This window comes from Mesorhizobium sp. CA16 (assembly GCF_020165175.1).
In the GTDB taxonomy this organism is placed as follows: Bacteria; Pseudomonadota; Alphaproteobacteria; order Rhizobiales; family Rhizobiaceae; genus Mesorhizobium.
In genome coordinates this window covers 15,729-34,079 of the sequence record NZ_JAIUHP010000010.1, presented here as the reverse complement: position 1 = coordinate 34,079, position 18,351 = coordinate 15,729, and the positions used below count along the sequence as shown (strand labels likewise).

At 65.6% G+C, this 18,351-nt stretch carries 15 protein-coding genes; 3 read left to right on the top strand and 12 right to left on the bottom strand.

The annotated features are described in order from the left end of the window. Positions 1-1,689, top strand: a complete 1,689-nt coding sequence (locus LB525_RS15560) for a hydantoinase B/oxoprolinase family protein (protein ID WP_224545265.1) — start codon at positions 1-3, stop codon at positions 1,687-1,689. A gap of 256 nt (positions 1,690-1,945) precedes the next feature. Here LB525_RS15560 and LB525_RS15555 read toward each other — a convergent pair whose 3' ends face one another. From LB525_RS15555 to LB525_RS15530, 6 genes are read right to left on the bottom strand one after another with little or no spacing between them, the layout of a single operon-like run. Further along, a complete protein-coding gene (locus tag LB525_RS15555) occupies positions 1,946-2,407 on the bottom strand; it encodes a MarR family winged helix-turn-helix transcriptional regulator (protein WP_224545399.1) in 462 nt (153 codons plus the stop codon). Further along, positions 2,404-2,988: an amino acid synthesis family protein gene (locus LB525_RS15550; RefSeq protein ID WP_224545264.1), complete on the bottom strand. Its 585-nt coding sequence runs from the start codon at positions 2,986-2,988 to the stop codon at positions 2,404-2,406. The genes LB525_RS15555 and LB525_RS15550 overlap by 4 nt, the downstream gene beginning before the upstream one ends. Continuing rightward, positions 2,981-3,865 (bottom strand): UPF0280 family protein, encoded by an 885-nt coding sequence (locus LB525_RS15545; RefSeq protein ID WP_224545263.1) that lies wholly within the window; start codon positions 3,863-3,865, stop codon positions 2,981-2,983. Before LB525_RS15545 ends, LB525_RS15550 begins: the two co-directional genes overlap by 8 nt. Beyond that, positions 3,865-5,406, bottom strand: coding sequence for a 6-hydroxynicotinate reductase (locus tag LB525_RS15540; RefSeq protein ID WP_224545262.1), 1,542 nt, complete (start codon positions 5,404-5,406; stop codon positions 3,865-3,867). The genes LB525_RS15545 and LB525_RS15540 overlap by 1 nt, the downstream gene beginning before the upstream one ends. Beyond that, on the bottom strand, positions 5,403-8,165 hold the full coding sequence (locus LB525_RS15535) for a molybdopterin-dependent oxidoreductase (protein WP_224545261.1): 2,763 nt from the start codon (positions 8,163-8,165) through the stop codon (positions 5,403-5,405). Before LB525_RS15535 ends, LB525_RS15540 begins: the two co-directional genes overlap by 4 nt. A 47-nt stretch (positions 8,166-8,212) precedes the next feature. Beyond that, complete coding sequence (locus LB525_RS15530; protein ID WP_224531654.1) at positions 8,213-9,070, bottom strand: FAD binding domain-containing protein; 858 nt, start codon at positions 9,068-9,070, stop codon at positions 8,213-8,215. Positions 9,071-9,373: 303 nt separating this feature from the next. Between LB525_RS15530 and pncA the strand changes: the two genes are divergently transcribed. Then, positions 9,374-9,988 carry a bifunctional nicotinamidase/pyrazinamidase gene (gene pncA, locus LB525_RS15525; RefSeq protein WP_224531653.1) on the top strand — a complete coding sequence of 205 codons (615 nt, stop codon included), beginning with the start codon at positions 9,374-9,376 and terminating at the stop codon, positions 9,986-9,988. 289 nt (positions 9,989-10,277) lie between these two features. Beyond that, complete coding sequence (locus LB525_RS15520) at positions 10,278-11,660, top strand: sodium:proton antiporter (RefSeq protein WP_224531651.1); 1,383 nt, start codon at positions 10,278-10,280, stop codon at positions 11,658-11,660. A 238-nt stretch (positions 11,661-11,898) separates the two neighbouring features. Here the strand turns inward: LB525_RS15520 and LB525_RS15515 are convergent, their stop codons facing one another. From LB525_RS15515 to LB525_RS15490, 6 genes are all read right to left on the bottom strand, one after another. Continuing rightward, complete coding sequence (locus LB525_RS15515) at positions 11,899-12,627, bottom strand: ABC transporter ATP-binding protein (RefSeq protein WP_224531649.1); 729 nt, start codon at positions 12,625-12,627, stop codon at positions 11,899-11,901. Next, entirely contained in the window at positions 12,620-13,348 is a 729-nt protein-coding gene (locus LB525_RS15510; protein ID WP_224545260.1) for an ABC transporter ATP-binding protein, read from the bottom strand. The genes LB525_RS15515 and LB525_RS15510 overlap by 8 nt, the downstream gene beginning before the upstream one ends. Beyond that, positions 13,345-14,307 (bottom strand): branched-chain amino acid ABC transporter permease, encoded by a 963-nt coding sequence (locus tag LB525_RS15505; RefSeq protein WP_224545259.1) that lies wholly within the window; start codon positions 14,305-14,307, stop codon positions 13,345-13,347. Before LB525_RS15505 ends, LB525_RS15510 begins: the two co-directional genes overlap by 4 nt. Continuing rightward, on the bottom strand, positions 14,304-15,185 hold the full coding sequence (locus LB525_RS15500; RefSeq protein WP_224545258.1) for a branched-chain amino acid ABC transporter permease: 882 nt from the start codon (positions 15,183-15,185) through the stop codon (positions 14,304-14,306). Before LB525_RS15500 ends, LB525_RS15505 begins: the two co-directional genes overlap by 4 nt. A gap of 215 nt (positions 15,186-15,400) precedes the next feature. Then, positions 15,401-16,705, bottom strand: coding sequence for an ABC transporter substrate-binding protein (locus tag LB525_RS15495; RefSeq protein WP_224531642.1), 1,305 nt, complete (start codon positions 16,703-16,705; stop codon positions 15,401-15,403). A 154-nt stretch (positions 16,706-16,859) separates the two neighbouring features. After that, complete coding sequence (locus LB525_RS15490; RefSeq protein ID WP_224545257.1) at positions 16,860-18,299, bottom strand: hypothetical protein; 1,440 nt, start codon at positions 18,297-18,299, stop codon at positions 16,860-16,862. Positions 18,300-18,351 lie beyond the last annotated feature (52 nt).

Sequence of the window (18,351 nt, the reverse complement as noted above, 5' to 3'; positions counted from 1 at the left end):
ATGGCAAAGCTCGATACGATCACGCTTTCGGTGCTGCAGGCCGCGCTGCAGCAGGTCTGCGACGAGATGGACCTGACCTTCTCGCGCGCGGCCTTCTCGCCGGTCATCGCGGAAGCCAATGACCGTTCGGACGGCATCTATTCGGCCGTCGACGGCTCGCTGATCGCGCAGGGCAGCCAGGGCCTGCCGGTCTTCGTCGGCGTCATGCAATACTCGACCAAGACCGTCATCGAGATGATCGCCGAAGGACGATGCCTGGCGCCGGAGCCCGGCGATATCTACATCGTCAACGACCCCTATCTCGGCGGCACGCATCTGATGGATGTGCGCTTCGTCATGCCGGCCTATCGCGGCGGCAAGATCTTCTGCTGGCTTTCCAACACCGGCCACTGGCCGGATATTGGCGGCTCGGTACCGGGCGGCTTCTCCGCTTCGGCCACGGCGGTCGAACAGGAAGGCCTGCGCCTGCCGCCGGTAAAACTATTCAAGCAGGGCTCGCTCGATCCGGAAATCTACGCCATCATCTGTTCCAACATCCGCGTCGCCGACCAGCGCATCGGCGACATCCGCGCGCAGGCTGCGGCGCTGCTGATCGGTCAGGACAGGCTCAACGAAATCCTGGATCGTTACGGGGACGAAACCGTCGTTGAGGCCATTGCCGAACTGCGCCGCCGCGCCGCTGAGCAGATGCGCGCCTCGATCGCCGTGATCCCGGACGGCGTCTACCGCTCGCAGGCCTTCGTCGATTCCGACGGCGTGGTGAACGAGCCGCTGACCATCAATCTCGCCGTCGAGAAGCAAGGCGACACGCTGACCTTCGACTTTGCCGGCTCATCGAAACCCTGCGCCGGGCCGATGAACAGCGTGCTGGCGACGACGCTGTCGTCGGTTTATCTGGCCATGCGGCATATTTTTCCAGAAGTGCCGATCAGCGCCGGCGCCTTCGAGCCGCTAAACGTCAAGCGGCCGGAAGGCACGTTCCTCGACGCCAAATATCCGCGCCCGGTCTCGGGCTGCGCGGCGGAGGTCTCGCAGCGCATCGCCGAAGCCGTATTCGCCGCGATGGTGCAGGCGCTGCCGGAAAAGGTGACGGCGGCGCCCGCCGGCTCCAGCGGCAATTTCGCGCTCGGCGGCAACGATCCGGCGCGCGGGCGCGACTATGTCATGTACCAGATCTCGGGCGGCGGTTATGGCGGCAATGCCGGCCATGACGGGTTGAGCAATGGCTGCTCGACCATCGGCATTTCGAAATCGCCGCCGGTCGAGATCATGGAGCAGGCCTTTCCGGTGCTCTACCGGCACTACGCGCTGCGCGAAGGCTCCGGCGGCGCAGGAAAACATCGCGGCGGCTTCGGGCTCGCCTATGAAGTCGAGCTATTGCGCGGTGAAGCCCGCGCATCCTTCGTCATGGATCACGGCCGTTTCGGGCCGCAAGGCGCGCTCGGCGGCAAGGATGGCGCGCCGAACAGCGTGACGGTGTTCCGGAACGGCGAAGCGCATGTGCCGCCGCATCTTTCCAAGGAACAGGACATCGCGCTCAAGGCCGGCGACCGCGTGCGTGTCGGCACGCCCGGCGGCGGCGGTTACGGCGATCCGCGCGAGCGCGACCCGAAGCAGGTCGCCGAGGATGTCAGGCTCGGGTACTATACGGCTGAGCAGGCCAGGGAGATGTTCGGGGTGGACGTGTAGCGTAGGCGGACGGGCGTGGCGGACAGGTCGCGATCCAATCCAATCGCCCGCGTCGAGTTCTCGCCAACCCCCCTCTGCCCTGCCGGGCATCTCCCCGCAAGGGGGGAGATCGATGTCACCGGCACTTTCGCCAATCGCCAGCGCCTTAGGAAGGCACCGGGGTGAGAAGCTGCTAATCTCCCCCGGGGGAGATGGCCGGCAGGCCAGAGGGGGTGCTGTCCCTCCAGCGCCTAAAGATCCTCTCGAAAGCAACCCTTCACGCCAGCTTCGCAAGCAGCCGCAGGAATGTCGCGGCCTCCTTGGCCGTCAGCGGCGCCAGCGTCTCCTCGGTGATCGCGCGCGCCAGCGGGATCAGCCGCTCGATCGCCTCGCGGCCTTCCGGCGTCAGATTGACCAGCAGCCGCCTTTTGTCGACCTCATGCTTGGAGACTTCGACCAGGCCGCGCGCCTTCAGCCGGTCGATGACGCCCTTCACGGTCGCGGCGTCCATGGCGATCAGCGTTCCGAGCTGGTTCTGCGAGGTTTCGCCGATATCGTAAAGCTTGGCCAAAGCGGCGAATTGCGGCGGCGTCAGGTCGCCGATATGCGAGGCGAAGATCGAAACATGGCGCTGGTGCGCCTTGCGCAGGATGAAGCCGACCTGGTCCTGCAGGTGGTAGTTGTTCTCGTCTCCGTCTTCGGCTTCGACCAGCCGCAGCAGATTGTCCTCGGCGCTCATCTCAGGCCGTCCCATGCCTTGATGTCCTCGGCAGCCAGGCCGCCCATGCGGTTGTGGACACGCGGGCCGCAGGTCATGGCGAGGCAGAACAAGATCTCGTCCGGACGCGGGCCGTCGCTGATGCCGACCTCCATGGCGTCGAAATGGCTGCGCACATAGGCGGCGTTGATGTGGCCAAGCGGCACGTCGAGCCTTGACCCGAAGGCGCCGACCTTCTTGGCCGAGGGCACGATGGCCTTGGCGTCGCCGAGACGCTCGCGCATGGCATAGCCGCCAGGGACATGCCACAGCGCGCCGTGCTCCAGCTCCCCTGCCGTGCCGACGATGGCGCCCTTGCCGTAGCCGTCGATCTTTTTCACGTCGCCGCCGAGCGCCGCGATCAGCCTGTCCGAGAGCAGAAGCCCGAGCGGCTTCAGGTCCTCCATCGCGCCCTGCAAATCCTCGACATAGCGGCCGGCGAAGGGGTTCTTGACCACGGCAAGAGCCGCCGCGCGCAGGCGGGGTTCTTTCGCGACGGGGCCGCCGTCGTGAAAAATCTCCTCGGTCAGGACCGCTACCTTGCGGATCGGAAAGTCAGGCATGGGCAGTTTCCTTCGCTTTATGTTTGTTGGGCGCAGCGAGCGTCACCGAGCCGCTGATGCGGGCCTCGCCCGCCAGAAACAGCGCCGAGGCGGCGATCAGGCCGCGCCGGCGAAAATCTTCGGCGACGGCAAGGCCGTTGTCCAGCGCGCGCGCAATCTCGGCGGCGTCAAGCGGGCCAACGCTTTGCGTCACCAGCATCTCGCCGAGATCGCTGTCCGGCGCCAGATCGCGCGCGGCGGCGCGTGCAATGGCGGGATGTCCGGGTAGATCGACGGCGTTGGCAATCAGCGTTGCCGCCGCGTCGGCCTCGGCGCCGGTCGGCGCCAGCACCGTGACGGCATCGGCTATGCCCAGCGAAAACGACCGGCCGCGCCAGCCGCTCGTGGCGACGCCGCGCACGCCGTCTTCGGCTCGAATGGCGACGCGGTCGGCCATGCCATTCCCGGTGCCGGCGATCGCCACTGTCATCGTCTGGCCGATGCCAAGATGGAGAGCGCAGTCGCCGCCATTGTTGACGTAAGCGCGATCGAGCCGACGGCCGGCGAGCATTGAGCTGAGAATTTCGTCGGCTACCGAACCGGCAACGGCGGCCATCGGCGTGATGAAGCATTCTGCCAACGGCATGACGGCAGCCTCCATGCGGCGCGCGGTCGGGGTGGCGAAGTCGCGCGGCGCCAGGAAGAAGGCCGGCAAGCGCAATTCAGGCAGTTCCTCGACCACTTCGATCAGAATCGTCTGAAAGCGGGCGACCGCCTGTTCGTAAGCGGCGCGGCATTCACTCGGCTCGCCAAAAGCCTCGACTATCAGATCGATCGGCCCATGGTTGAGATGGAGCCGCCTGCCGTCGGCAAGCCAATGCGCCTGCGGGCCGTTCATCAGCCGGCCCCATTCGCCGCTGATCGCCGCAACTGCGCCAACGGCGGCCAGGGGTTATCGGCCGGCGCGCCCGCGCCGCGGCGTGGGTTGAGATATTCGCCGCCCTTGGCGAGGATGTCCTCGATGCTGCGGATCTCGTTCTCGTAGCCGCCCAACCGGACATAATCGTCGCGGCGCATGGTGAATTCGATCGGCGCCACCAGCGCCGGCGTCGGCACATAGCCGAAGGCGCCTTCCGGCACGCGGGTGACGTCGACCATCAGCGTGATGCCGCCGCCCGGCCAGACATAGACCGGCGCGCCGCCCACGGTCACATAGGTCTTCAACCCTTGCACCGAGCGGGTGAGGTTGACCGGGTTTTCGGTGACGCCGGCGCGCAGCGAGCCGCCGGCGCCGCCGATGAACAGAACCGTGCACAGCGCCGGCTCGCAATTGTCCTCGATCAGGCCGACGGACTTTTGCAGCCGCTCGGGAAATGGCTTCTGGACCGGCTTTAGTTGGTCGTCGAGCTCGTAATAGGCGAACTGCTCGCCGGTGGTCGAGACCATCAGCAGCGACAGGCCGGGACGCGCGCCCTTCTTGGCGTTCCAATCGCCGAGGATCGACAGCGGATCGGAAATCGTGGTGCCGCCCCAGCCGAGGCCGGGCTCGGACACCTTGAAATAGCGGCCGGGGGTCGAACGACGGCCGATGATCTTTATCCCGGTATCCTCCCAGCCCAGCACCTTGCCGGCCTGGTGCTCGGAAACGACGCCGGTGATGTGGTCGTCGACCACCACCACCTCGTCGACCAGGCCGCGCCATTGCGTGGCGAACATGCCGATGGTGGCCGAGCCGCAGCCGACGCGCATGCGGTGCTCGACCTTGCCGTCGATGATCGGAGCCTTGCCGGCTTCGACGACGACCGTCGCGCCGCCGTCGATGGTGAGCTCGACCGGGTTGCGGTTGCACAGATTGAGCAGCGCATCGCAGGTGGCACGTCCCTCCGCTTTCGAGCCGCCGGTCAAATGATGGACGCCGCCGAGCGACAGCATCTGCGAGCCATATTCACCCGTCGTGACATGGCCGATCGCCTCGCCTTCAGAGCGCACGGTCGCCGTCTCGTCACCGATGTGGCGGTCGGTATCGATCTTCACCTTGACGCCGCAATAGGAGAAGATGCCTTCGGTGACGACGGTGACGAGATCGACGCCTTCGACTTCCTGGCTGACGATGAAAGGCGCCGGCTTATAGTCCGGATAGGTGGTGCCGGCGCCGATCGCCGTGACGAAGCGACGGCCGGTGTTGACCAGCTCGCCGCGCCACTCCTCGCCCTCGGCAATGAACGGCACGACCGCGCCGCCGGCCTCGGCCGCGTGGTCGAGGATGGTCAGCGGATCCATGCGCACGATGCGGCCGCCGACATTGCCGTAGCGGTCGCAGGCGCCTGTGCGGCCGTCGGCGATGTAGCACATGACCGGGCAGGCATCGCAGCGGATCTTTTCCGCCACCTGCTTCTCGCCGGGATCGTGGGTTTCGAAACGTTCGGCAAGCTCGCTCATCGGCGCGCCTCCTTCTCGCGGATCGCCGCCAGGATGCGGCTCGGCGTCGCCGGCACCTTGGTGACCAGGACGCCTGTGGCATGGCGAATGGCATTGAGGATCGCCGGCGCGGTCGGGATCAGCACATGCTCGCCCAACCCCTTGGCGCCAAAGGGGCCTTCCGGATCCGGAACCTCGACCAATATATGTTCGATGGGCGGCACGTCGCCGATGGTCGGGATGAGGTAGTCGTGCAGGTTCTCGGTGCGGCCGGGGATATATTCCTCCATCAGCGCCATGCCGATGCCTTGCGCGATGCCGCCTTCGATCTGGCCTTCGACCAGGACCGGGTTGATCGCCTTGCCGACATCATGCGCCGCGGCGATCTTGATCAGCTTCACGGTGCCAAGCTTGAGATCGACCTCGAGCTCGGCGATCTGCGCGCCATAGCCGTAGACCGCGTAAGGCTTGCCCTGGCCCTTGGCGTCGAGCGGCAGCGTCGGCGGGTCGTAGGTTTCTTCCGCAACGAAAACGAAGCCGTCGGCATCGGCCTTCAGCGTCGCGAGATCGATGCGCCGCGCGGCATCGCCTTCGCGGATGGAGATGCTGGTGCCGTCGAGCGCGATCGTCGCTTGTTCCGAGACATTGGCAAAGCGCAGGATCTTCTCGCGCAGGGCGCGGCCTGCCTTTTCCGCCGCCTTGCCCGTTACAAAAGTCTGCCGCGAGGCGGATGTTTTGCCGGCATCGGGGGTGATGGCGGTGTCGGCGCTCTTCAGCTTGAAACTGGCCAGCGGCAGGCCGAGCGCGTCGGCGCATATCTGGCTGATGACGGTGTTGGAGCCCTGGCCGATGTCGACCGCGCCCTGGTGCAGGACGACGTCACCCGCGGCCGAGATGCCGACCTTGATGGTGGATGGATTGGGCAACGAAGTGTTGCCGCAGCCATACCAGCAGGAGGCGATACCGACGCCGCGCTTGCTCGCGGCATGGGTTGCGTTGAACGCCTCCGCATCCGCCAGCGCACGCGCCCAGTGCGGCTTGAGCTGTTCCAGGCATTCGCCGATACCGACACCGGATTCCAGGCGCTGACCGGTGACCGTTTCGTGTCCGTTACGAAGGCAGTTCTTCAGCCGAAAATCGAGACGATCCATGCAGAGCTTTGCGGCGAGCTCGTCATAGAGCGTTTCCTGCATGATGGTGGCTTGCGGCACACCGAAGCCGCGGAAGGCGCCGGCGATCGGACCATTGGTGTGGATGGCGTAGCCCGTCGCCCGGTAGTTCGGCGTGAGGTAAGGGCCGGAGGCATGCACCGGCACGCGATTGGCGACGGTCGGGCCCCAACTGGCATAGGCGCCGGTGTTGAAATCGCCCTCGAAGACCATGCCTGTGACACGGCCTTCGGCATCGGCGCCGATGGTCGCCTTCATCTCGGCCGGATGGCGCTTGGTGGTCGACATCATCGATTCATTACGGGTATAGGCAAGTGCGGCCGGCCGACCCGTTTTCATCGCCACAAGGCCGATGAGAGGCTGCAGCGAGACATCGAGCTTCGAGCCGAAGCCGCCGCCTGTCGCCGTCGGCACGATGCGCACCTTCTCCACAGGAAGGCCCAGCACTTTCGCCGTGTCGTCGCGGTCCATATAGGGCGCCTGGGTGCAGGCGACGACGACCAGCGTGTCTCCATCCATGTAAGCGTAGCCGGCTTCCGGCTCGATATAGGCGTGCTCGACAAAGGAGGTCTCGATGGCGCCGGAGACAGTGACCGCTGCGCCGGCGAGCGCGCCATCGGGATCGCCGCGCTCAACATAGCCGGAGGTGAGCAGGTTTGCCGGCCGGTGCGGATGGATCAGCGTCGCCCCTTCGGCTTTCGCCTCGCGCGGCTGCAGCAGATGCGGCAGCTCGGTCCAGGCGATAGGGAAATCCGTCAGGTCGAGATCGAGGATCGCCTCGCGCTCGCCGGCCACCAGGGCCACGGCCTCGCCGCGCAGGCGCGCAAAACCATCGGCCAGCGCCGGCTGGTCGGCGAAGGGGCCGATGACGCCAAAGCAATTCTTTCCCGGAATGTCCTTGGCGGTGAAGACGCCTGCTATGCCGGGGTGCGCTTTTGACCAGGCATCGAGATCGCCGACGCTGAAGCAGGCATGATAATGCGACGAGCGCACCACAAGCACCGCCAGTGCGTCGGACGGGAAGGAATCGCCGCCGAATTTTTCGTCACCGGTGACTTTCGGCACGCCGTCGAGCCGGATCGGCGAGGCACCGACGGCATGGCCGGCTTCCGGCAGGCGAAGATCCACGCTGTTCATGTGCTGCGAGGCCTGCATCACCGCCGCGACGATTTTCCTGTAGCCGGTGCAGCGGCAAAGGACGCCGCCCAGCGCGTCCTGCGTCTCGGCCTCGCTCGGCGTGGGATTGCGATCCAGCAGCGCGGTGGCCGCCACAAGCAGGCCGGGCGTGCAGATGCCGCATTGCGCGGCACCATGTTCGAGGAAGGAGGCCTGCAAGGCGGACAGCCGGCCGTCGGCGAGGCCCTCGACAGTGGTGACGGAGGCGCCGGCCACGGAGGCCACCGCCAACAGGCAGGCGCAGACCGGATTGCCGTCGACCAGCACCGTGCAGGCGCCGCAGTCGCCGGCATCGCAGCCGACCTTGGTGCCGGTCAGCCGCAACTCGTCGCGCAACACCTGCGACAGACGCCTGACCGGCGGCACCGACACGCTGACGGCGGCGCCGTTGACCTCGAAGGCGATCTCGGAGCGGTCCATACTGGATCGGGCCATGCCAGATTGAGCCATGCCGGATTTGGCAGCACCGGACTGGGTCATGCTCATGCGGCCACCTTGCTTTCGCCGTGGCCGATCGCAGCGCGCACCGCGCGGGCTACGATCTCGCGCGCGGCATCCTGTCGGTATTCCGCACTGCCACGCACGTCGGCGATCGGCGACAGTTCGTCGATCGGCGCGGATAGCACCGCATCGGCAAGGGCAGAAGTAACTGGCTGCCCGCGCAACGCCGCCTCGACACCGGCGAGACGGCGGGCGACTGCCGAGCAGGCGCCGACGGCGATCGCCGCATCGGCGACGACGCCATTCTCGACCACCAGCCGCGCCGCCGCCATGGCGATCGAGATGACGAGATAGCGCCGGGCGCCGAGCTTGACGAAGGCAGAGGTGCCAACCGCGGAGCGCTTCGGCACGCGAATGGCGGTGACCATCTCGCCCGGCTGCAGCGCGGTGCGGCGATTGCCAAGGATGAAGTCACCGAGGGCCAGATAGCGGACGGCTTTCGCCGAGCGCAATTCGACATCGGCATCGAGGGCCAAAAGCGCCGGCACGCCATCCGCTGCCGGCGAGGCATTGCAGAGATTGCCGGCCACCGAGGCGACATTCTGGATTTGGACCGAACCGACCTCGCGCGCGGCCGATTTCAACGCATCGAACGCGGCCGGCAACGGGTGGCGCACGATGTCGGTCCAGGTCGTGCGCGCGCCGACGCGCCAATGCTCCCCGGTCTCGGCGATGCCGCGCAGTTCGGCGAGACCGTTGATGTCGAGGACGTTGTCGCGGAAGGGTTTCGCGCCCTGCGCCGGATAGAAATCCGTGCCGCCGGCGAGAATGCGCCAGCGGTCCTCGCCAAGCAAAGCGAGCGCTTCGTCGACCGTGGTGGGTTTTGCGTAACGGATCACGCTCTGCCTTCCAGACAATTAGGGCCTTCCCAGACCTTTAGGCCTTCCCCTGGCCTCCCGAAGTGCCGCTTCAGGTCTTCTTGCCGGTCTCCGGACCGGTCAAATTCATTCGTATGCAAATGATATCAGGCCGGCCGGAATTGTCAAAGCCGGAGTTGACGCCGCGAGGAGCTGAACGCGATTGTTATGACGCCGGAGGTTGACGCCGCCGGCCATCTGGTCAAGGTTCCGTGTCCGGTCGCGTCAGCGGCTTTTGGACAGGTGCCCCAAGCCAGACGAGAGGGCCGGAACGAAAGGGACCGCATGGCCGAAGAAGCGCTCATCGTCATCGACCTGCAGAACGATTTTTGCCCCGGCGGCGCGCTGGCGGTTGCCGGCGGCGACGAGATCGTGCCTTTGGTCAACGACCTGATCCGGCGAACGGAGCACGTGATCCTGACCCAGGACTGGCACCCGGCCGGGCATTCGAGCTTTGCCTCCAGCCATCCGGGCAAGCAGCCTTTCGAGGGCATCGAGATGCCATATGGGCCGCAGACGCTGTGGCCCGATCACTGCATCCAGGGAAGCCTCGGCTCCGATTTCCATTCGGGACTGGCGTGGACCAAGGCGGAACTGGTGATCCGCAAGGGATTCCGCACGGCGATCGATTCTTATTCCGCCTTCTTCGAGAATGACCATAAGACGCCGACCGGTCTCGGAGGCTATCTGAAGGAACGCGGCATCGACACGATCACCCTGGTCGGCCTCGCCACCGATTTCTGCGTCGCCTTCTCTGCGCTCGACGCGGTGAAGCAGGGTTTCAGGACGACCGTGCGGCTCGACGCCTGCCGCGGCATCGACCTCAACGGCTCGGTCGAGGCGATGCTGAAGCGGATGCGCGACGCCGGCGTGACGCTCGAAGACCATTCGGCGGACTGACCGGATCGTGGGGCAAGCGACGGTTCCTTTCGTATCTTCCTGGTGGGGAGAGGCCACCAGTTTGCGGAGCCAAGATGCGGGCTCCCCCTTCTCCCCTTGTGGGAGAAGGTGTCGCCGAAGGCGACGGATGAGGGGTGTTCCAGGGAACGCCAGCGCCTCACTCCGCTGGAACACCCCTCATCCGTCTCGGCGCTACGCGCCGATCCACCTTCTCCCACAAGGGGAGAAGGGGAGGGCGCGCCGCGGCCGAAGGAAGGAGCTTTTCGCATTCATCGCGCTCGCCATCGCGATGCTGCTTCCGGTCCAGGCTTTCGCCTCCGAAATTCACGGGCTGCCGGGCGCCGCGATGCCGCTGTGGTGGGGATTGCCTTTTGCCGGCCTGCTGTTGTCGATCGCGACCGGACCGCTGCTTTTCCCGCATGCGTGGGAGCATCATTACGGCAAGATCGCCGCTGCCTGGGCCATGCTGGCGGTGGTGCCGCTGACGATCGCCTTCGGCCTTCCATCGGCAGGCGAAGCGGTGCTGCACACGCTGCTTACCGAATATCTGTCCTTTATCATCCTCCTGTTCGCGCTCTACACCATCTCGGGCGGCATCCTGCTTGCCGGCAATATCCATGGCACGCCGCTCGTCAATGCCGGCCTGCTGCTCATCGGTGCGCTGCTTGCCTCGGTGATCGGCACCACCGGCGCCTCGATGATCCTGATCCGGCCGATGCTGCGCGCCAATGACAACCGGCCGTTCAACGCGCATGTGGTGATCTTCTTCATCTTCCTGGTCTCCAACATCGGCGGCTCGCTGACGCCGCTTGGCGATCCGCCTCTGTTCGTCGGCTTCCTGCGCGGCGTCGATTTCTTCTGGACGACCGCGAATCTGTGGCGCGAGACGCTGTTCAGCGGCGGGCTGGTGCTCACCGTCTTCCTGGCGCTCGACATCATGCTGCATCGCCGCGAAGGCGGCATGCCGAAGATCAAGGATCCGACGCCGGACACGAAGGTGCGCCTGCGCGGCCTCGCCAATTTGCCGCTGCTTGCCGGCGTGATCGGCGCGATCCTGCTTTCGGCGAGCTGGAAGCCGGGCGTCAGCATCCCGATCCTCAGCGTCGGCCTCGAGTTGCAGAACCTGGTGCGCGACGCCATCATCATGGCGCTCGCCTTGCTGTCCCTCAAGGTGTCGTACAAGAGCCACCGCGAGGCGAACGGCTTCACCTGGGAGCCGATCGCCGAGGTGGCGAAGCTCTTTGCCGGCATCTTCACCTGCATCGTGCCGGTGATCGCCATCCTGCGGGCCGGCCATAACGGCGCGCTGGCGCCGCTGGTGGCCCTGGTCACATCCGCCGACGGCCAGCCGAACAATCTCGCCTATTTCTGGCTGACCGGGGCGTTGTCGTCGTTTCTCGACAATGCGCCGACATATCTGGTGTTCTTTGAGCTTGCCGGCGGCGAGGCGCACCACTTGATGACCGAGGCCGCCTCGACTTTGGCCGCGATCTCGGCGGGCGCCGTGTTCATGGGAGCCAACACCTATATCGGCAATGCGCCGAACTTCATGGTCTTCGCCATCGCCCGGCATCGCGGCTTCAAGATGCCCGGCTTCTTCGGCTATATGGCGTGGTCGGGGCTGGTGCTGATCCCGACGTTCTTGGTTGCGGGGATTTTGTTTTTTAGTTGAGCTGAGCTACTCAATTTCCACCGCCGGCGCTGCCCCTCATCTGGCTGCCGCCATCTTCTCCCCGTGAACGGGGAGAAGGGGGCTGGCATCGCCGATTTCGCCAATCACCAACGTTGCAGAATGACCGCCGAGGTCGCGGCCAGCTTCTTTCTCCCCGTTCACGGGGAGAAATGCCCGGTAGGGCAATGAGGGGCAGCGCAGCCGCCGATAGTCTTGGCACCGACGCGCATTCGGCGCCCTATCCCACCCCCACATACCTGCGCACCGCCGACGGGTCGGCGCGCAGTGCTTCGACCTCTACCGTCTCGCGCTTGCGGCCGTTCTCGATGAACGAGACGCGGTCGGCGACCGAGAGCACGGCGTCGACGCGCTGCTCGACCAGGATCGTCGAAACGCCAAGCTCGCGCAGCTTCGCCACCGTCTCGCGGATTTTGGCGATCATCGACGGCATCAGCCCTTCGGTCGGCTCGTCCAGCAGCAGTACTTGCGGCTCGAGGCAGAGCGCGCGGGCCATCGCCAGCATCTGCTGCTCGCCGCCCGAGAGCGTGCCGGAGCGCTGCCTCAGCCGCTCCCTGAGCAAAGGGAAGAGATCGAGCACGCTCTCGCGGGTTTGCTTGCCCTTGCCGCGCGCCATCAGGCCGATCTCGATGTTTTCCGCCACCGTCATCTCGGCGAACAGCCGCCTGCCCTGCGGCACATAGGCGACGCCGGCTTTGGGCACGTCATGCGCGGCGAGCCCGGTCAGTTCCTTGCCGTCCAGCCTGATCGAGCCGGCAGCCGCCGGAACCACACCCATGATCGCCTTCAGCGTCGTCGTCTTGCCGGCGCCGTTGCGGCCAAACAGGCAAAGCACCTCGCCCTTGTTCAGCGTGAGGTCCAGGCCGTAGAGCACCTGCACCTCGCCGTAGAAGCAATCGAGGCCGGAAATGGTGAGCAATCCGCCATTGGTTCTAACGGAGTCAGCCATGGGTCGCTCCGAGATAGGCGTCCTGCACCTCGGTGTTGGCGCGGATCTGCTCCGGCGTGCCCTCGGCGAGGATCTTTCCCGAATTGAAGACGGTGATGCGGTCGGCAAGCTGCATGACCACCGGCATGTTGTGCTCGATCAAAAGCACCGTGGCGTCCCTGGCGATCTCGCGCACCAGCATGATGAAATTGTCGATCTCGCTGTCGGCCAAGCCTTGCGTCGGCTCATCGAGGATCAGCAGGCGCGGCTTCAGCGCCAGGCCCATCGCGACTTCGAGCAGGCGCTGGTGACCATAGGAAAGCTGCCCGGCAAGCGTGCCGGCGCGGTCGGCGAGACCGGTCCGTTCGAGTGCCGCCATCACGCCGCTTCTCACCTGGCCATTCGTGCGGCCGTCGGTCAACGTGCGCTGCACCGGCAGCGCGACATTATCGAAGGCGGTGAGATTGGCGAAGACGCTGGTGATCTGGAATGTATAGGCGACGCCGAGGCGAACCCTTTTGTAAGCCGGCATGGCGGTGATGTCGGCGCCGTCGAAGACGACCATGCCGGAGGACGGCCGGATGCGGCCTGAAAGCAGGCTGACGAAGGTGGTCTTGCCGGCGCCGTTCGGGCCGATGATGGCGCGGATCTCGCCCGGCATCAGCGCGAAGTCGACGCCGTCGACCGCGCGCAGGCCGCCGAAACGGCGCGACAGGCCCTTGGTGGTGAGCAGCGGCATCATGGCAGCCACCCCAGCCAGCGCTCGCGGATGCTGCCCAGAATGCCTTTCGGGAAGAACAGCACCAACAGGATCAGCGCCACGCCGACGATCAGCAGATAGGCGGAGGTGAAGCCGCTGGTGATGTCGGTGACATAATACATGAACAGCGTGCCGATCAGCGGCCCGAGCGTGGTTGCGGCACCCCCGAGCAGCACCCAAAGCAGCGGCAGGATGGAATATTGCACGGAAGCGAAGCCCGAGCCGACATAGCCGAAGAGCAAGGCATAGGCGGCGCCCGAGGCCGCGCAGATGGCGCCGGAGGCGACGACCGCGGCGAGCTTGTTGGCGACCGTGTCGTGGCCGAGCATCTTGGTGCGCTCCTCATTCTCGCGAATGGCGACCAGCACGCGGCCGAAGCGGGAGCGGACGACGGCTAGAGTGACGAGCAGAATGATCGAGAAAAGCGCCAGCGCGCTCATGTAGCGCACGGTCGGGTCGGTCAGGTCGAAGGATGCGCCGCCGATCGCGATCACCCGCGACGCCTGCTGGATGACCAAGCCCTGGTCGCCGCCCGTCCATGCGGCGAAATAGAGGATGAGCAGATAGAAGACCTGGGCGAACATCATGGTGACGATCATGAAGGCAACACCGGACGTGCGCAGCGCCAGCAGGCCGATGACCAAGGCGAGCAGCGCGCCACAGGCGATACCGGCGACAAAAGCTTCCGGGACGCCCCAGCCGAGATGATAGACGGTCAAGCCGGCGCCGTAGAGGCCGGCCGAGAAAAACATGGCGTGGCCGAGGCTGAGCAGGCCGACATAGCCGAAGAGCAGATTGTAGCCCATGGCGAAGACGGCGAGCGCCATGATGCGGGCGAACAGGCCCTGGTGGTAGTCCGGCAGGACGAAGTTCAGCGCGAAGAGAAGCGCGATGACGCCGACATGCAGCGCATAGGTCTTTGCCGGCGAAGCATCCCTCATCGCGGCGTGGTCCCGAACAGGCCTTGCGGCCGGAACACCAGCACCATGGCGACGACCAGCGTGGCGATAATCTTCGCCAGGGTCGGCGAGAAAAACATCGAGATGATGCCGTCGGAAAGGCCGATCAGGACGGCGGCCACCACGGTGCCGCGCAGCGATCCCAGGCCGCCGATGATGACGACGATGAAGGAGAGCAGCAGCGGATCCTGCCCCATCAGGTAATGCGCCTGGCTGATCGGCACGATCAGCACCGCGGCGATCGCCGCCAGCATGGCGCCGACGGCGAAGACGCCGGCATAGACGCGCTCGACCGGGATGCCGAAGGCCTGCGCCGTCTCGCGGTCATATTGGGTTGCCCGCATGATCAGGCCGATCTTCGTTCGCGTCAGCACCAGCCAGGTGATGACCAGCAGAATGGCGGAGGCGGCGACCACCGAGAGTTTGTAGCCGGAATAGCCGAACCACGGCAGGAGAATGCGGTAGCTGAAAGGCGGCTCGACCGGGCGCGCCTCGGGACCATAGAAGGTCAGCGCCAGCTGCTGGATGATGTAGAGCATGCCGATGGTGGCGACGATGGTGCCTTCGGGATTGTAGTGGAGGCGGCGCAGCACCAGGCGTTCGGCAATCAGCGCGACCAGCCCGACCAGCAAGGGCGCGATCACCAGCGCGGCGACGAAACCGATCGCCGGGTGGCCGGAAATCGCCGTCGAAACCGCCCAGGCGAGCACCGCGCCCAGCATGAAGAACTCGCCATGCGCGACATTGACGACGCGCATGACGCCGAACACCAGAGACAGGCCAAGCGCCGTCAGCGCCAGCACGGCGGAGGTGACGAGGCCTTCGAGGGCGGCGAGGAGGAGATGGGGTCCGAAGTGCATCTAAACGCGAACGGATGCGCGAGGCACCCCCCTCTGCCCTGCCGGGCATCTCCCCCTCAAGGGGGGAGATTGGCCTTCACCTAAGGCTTCGCCAATCTCAAAAGGAAGAAAATAGGCGCTGCCGCACGAACTGCCGATCTCCCCCCTTGCGGGGGAGATGGCCGGCAGGCCAGAGGGGGGTGCCTTGGCGCTCACGTTTGCAGGAGCAGCTAAGCTCACAGCGCCTGCGTCGTGTAGTCCCCTTCCGGCTCGTAGAGACCGTCCTCGATCTTGGTCTTGTGGACGACCTTAAGCTTGCCGCCTTCGACCTTGGAGATGTTCTGGACGCCGAAGCATTGGTGGATCTTGCCGTTGAAGGTCTTCGGTCCCTGCGGATGCTCCGGCCCTTCGGCGAACTCCTTCAGCGCCTCGGTCGCCTCGACCAGCTTGGCGCGGTCTTCGGGTCCCTTGTAGCCGGCGTCTTCCATCGCCTTCTTGACCACGTAGAGCGTTTCCCAGCAGCCGAACATGTGGGCGGCGGTGGAGACGTCCTTGGGGTCACCGACCGCGGCGCCGTTGTCGTCGATGCCGACCGCGGCGCGGTAGGCTTTCTGCGCCGCAGAATCGTCAGGCTGCGCATAGCGCGGAGAGCCTTCCCAGAAATGGCTGCCGTCGAGGAATTCGAGGCCGGGGCTGTTGATGTCGACGGCTTCGAGCGAGTCGATGAAGCCGAAGAGCTGCGGCCGTTGCGAACCATAGAATTCGCCGAGCTCCTTGACGAAGGTGAGCACCGCAGGGCCGACCATGACATGGTAGATCACCTCGGTCTCGGCCGGGATCTGCGGGAAATATTTCGTGAAGGACGACTCCGTCGGCGGGATGGCGATCTGAGCGATCACGTCGGCGCCCTGCGCCTTCAGCGCCGGCGGCAGGTAGTCGCGATGGTCGTAGCCGAAGGCGAAGTCGGGGAAGATCTGCGTCACCTTCTTGCCCGCGTTCGCCGCGATCCACGGCGCCATCGACTGGATCTGGCTCTTCACGTCGGTGATGCCGGGCTGGAAGACGTAGCGGTTAAGCTTGGTGGAGGCGACGTGATGGCCTTCGCTGACGACGAAATAGGGGATCTTGTTCTCGCCGGCGGCGGGCGCCGAGCCGATCACGACATGCGAGAACAAGGTGCCGAAGACGATGTCGGTCTTATGCTGTTTGGCGAATTTGTTGACCACCTCGGCGCCGCGCGCCGGATCGGTGCCGTCATCCTCGATGACCAGCTCGACCTTGCGGCCGCCGATACCGCCGGCGTCGTTGATCGCCTTGACAGCGGCGGCGCTCGTCTTCTCGTACCAGCGACCATAGGCGGCTCCGATGCCGGTGCGGTGCAACTGGAAGCCTATTCTGATCGGCGCCGAGCTCTGCGCCTGGCTGTAACGGACGAAGCCCGGCGCCAGCGCCAGGCCGGCCCCGGCGGCGATACCCTTCAGCGCGGTGCGGCGCGACAGCGTCGTCTTGGAGAGGTCGAAAAATCCGTTCTTGTCAGCCATGTCGGTTCCCCTGTTTTTTTCAGTCTTGACCAGCGATAAGGCGGCTAAGCCATCCCCTTCCGAGGGATGGGAAAATTGCATGTGTACAAACTAAATCACCAAAGCCGCGACGTGGCAAGCTAGCTTCCCTCGCGTCATGGCGGCGGCCCTTGTCTCATCCCGCCGTCGGCGTGGCAAGCAGCCACAGGCCGAACATTGTGTAGGCGATCATCAGCAGCGTGAGTGGAAGCTGGCTGAGCGCTGCGCGCGACGGCTGAGGATGAAGACGCCAGGCAAGGCCATGCGCGACGAGGACCGCCAGCACATGGCCGGCGATGATGACGCCGGCCTGCAGGTTCCACAGCCACCAGGCGGACTCGGCGCCGGCGACTACGCCGGCCTCGACCATCCTGTTGGCGGTACCGAACAGGTTCCAGCCGAGCGCGAAAGGATCGGAGAGCGCGACCAGCGCATACTGGCCGTCGACCAGGAGCACGGCGAGGTAATGCGCGACATGATAGGCGAGCGCGATCGGCACGATCGACCAGACCAGCAGGCCGGCGGCTTTTGCGAACGACTGCGCATCGCCGGCGAGGCGCTGTCCAAGAAAGGCGGCCAAAGCGAACACCGCCGCGAGCAGGACAAGGGTCAGCACGAGGCCGAAGCTGCCGATGCCGACCAGCGCGGTGCGGCCGGGATATTCCAGCGGGTTGACGCCGAACAGGCTGAGCCAGAAGAAGGTCTTCGACAGGCCGTCGAAGGACACTGAAGAAAGCGCCAGCAGGAGGAAAGCCGTGCCGCTCAGCGGCAGCGGGTCGCCGGCAAGCAGCTTCGCACCGGGCCAGCAGAGCGAGAGCCGACCATCGAGACGTTCGACAGGCGCGAAGCGGGCGACCATGGCGAAGAAGACAGTGAGGAATTCTCCGCGCTTGCTCCAGGGGTCGTAGCCGAAGATGAGCATCGCGACGAGGCTGGCCAGCCAGTAGAGGCCGGCGGCAAGGGCCAGGCGGGCCGGATCGTCGGGTGCCGGATCGATCAGCTCGAACCAGGTGAAGGCGAAGAACAGCACGAAGGCCGGCCAGTAGCCGAGTCTTAACGGCAGATGTGACGGCTGGGCTTCGCTCCATCGGTCGCCCACAAGCCGGCTCACGACGCGCCAGGGCCCATACCATGGGTTGAGCCACGCCCACAGGTCGCCGAGCATGCCCTGCAGCAGGGTGAAGCCGGCCCAGAGCAGCGTCCAAATCACCAGTGGGAGAGGGTTGGAAAGCGGGTCGCGACTGCCGGAGAGACCGGCAGCGACGAGAAGCGCAAAGCCGGCAAAGGAAATCAGGCTGACGACAATGCGGGGGGTGTCGCTGAAGGCAAATAGGGGTAGGCGCCGACGCCAGAAATTGCCGAGGGCAGCGGCCGGCAGCAGGGCCAGGACGAGGAAGCTGACGGCTACCGCCAGCGCGCCGCCGGCGATGTAGTAACCGGTCGGGAGGAGCAGGACGTGGCCGCGGTCGGAGGCATGGGCGAAAACGGGGGTGGGGAGGAAGGCAAGGGCGGCGGCTAGAAAAGCCAACCTATGACGATAGCGCTCTACGGCGCCCCCCTCTGCCCTGCCGGGCATCTCCCCCTCTTGGGGGGAGATTAGCAGTTTCGGCGCCAGCTCTCCTCCTGCG

Coding starts and splice junctions, on each gene's coding strand:
- LB525_RS15510 (WP_224545260.1), bottom strand. CDS start 13,348: ATGATGCCGCTGCTCACCACCAAGGGCCTGTCGCGCCGTTTCGGCGGC.
- LB525_RS15545 (WP_224545263.1), bottom strand. CDS start 3,865: ATGAACGGCCCGCAGGCGCATTGGCTTGCCGACGGCAGGCGGCTCCAT.
- LB525_RS15550 (WP_224545264.1), bottom strand. CDS start 2,988: ATGCCTGACTTTCCGATCCGCAAGGTAGCGGTCCTGACCGAGGAGATT.
- LB525_RS15505 (WP_224545259.1), bottom strand. CDS start 14,307: ATGAGGGATGCTTCGCCGGCAAAGACCTATGCGCTGCATGTCGGCGTC.
- LB525_RS15560 (WP_224545265.1), top strand. CDS start 1: ATGGCAAAGCTCGATACGATCACGCTTTCGGTGCTGCAGGCCGCGCTG.
- LB525_RS15540 (WP_224545262.1), bottom strand. CDS start 5,406: ATGAGCGAGCTTGCCGAACGTTTCGAAACCCACGATCCCGGCGAGAAG.
- LB525_RS15555 (WP_224545399.1), bottom strand. CDS start 2,407: ATGAGCGCCGAGGACAATCTGCTGCGGCTGGTCGAAGCCGAAGACGGA.
- LB525_RS15520 (WP_224531651.1), top strand. CDS start 10,278: ATGCTGCTTCCGGTCCAGGCTTTCGCCTCCGAAATTCACGGGCTGCCG.
- LB525_RS15490 (WP_224545257.1), bottom strand. CDS start 18,299: ATGCCCGGCAGGGCAGAGGGGGGCGCCGTAGAGCGCTATCGTCATAGG.
- LB525_RS15515 (WP_224531649.1), bottom strand. CDS start 12,627: ATGGCTGACTCCGTTAGAACCAATGGCGGATTGCTCACCATTTCCGGC.
- pncA (WP_224531653.1), top strand. CDS start 9,374: ATGGCCGAAGAAGCGCTCATCGTCATCGACCTGCAGAACGATTTTTGC.
- LB525_RS15535 (WP_224545261.1), bottom strand. CDS start 8,165: ATGGCCCGATCCAGTATGGACCGCTCCGAGATCGCCTTCGAGGTCAAC.
- LB525_RS15495 (WP_224531642.1), bottom strand. CDS start 16,705: ATGGCTGACAAGAACGGATTTTTCGACCTCTCCAAGACGACGCTGTCG.
- LB525_RS15500 (WP_224545258.1), bottom strand. CDS start 15,185: ATGCACTTCGGACCCCATCTCCTCCTCGCCGCCCTCGAAGGCCTCGTC.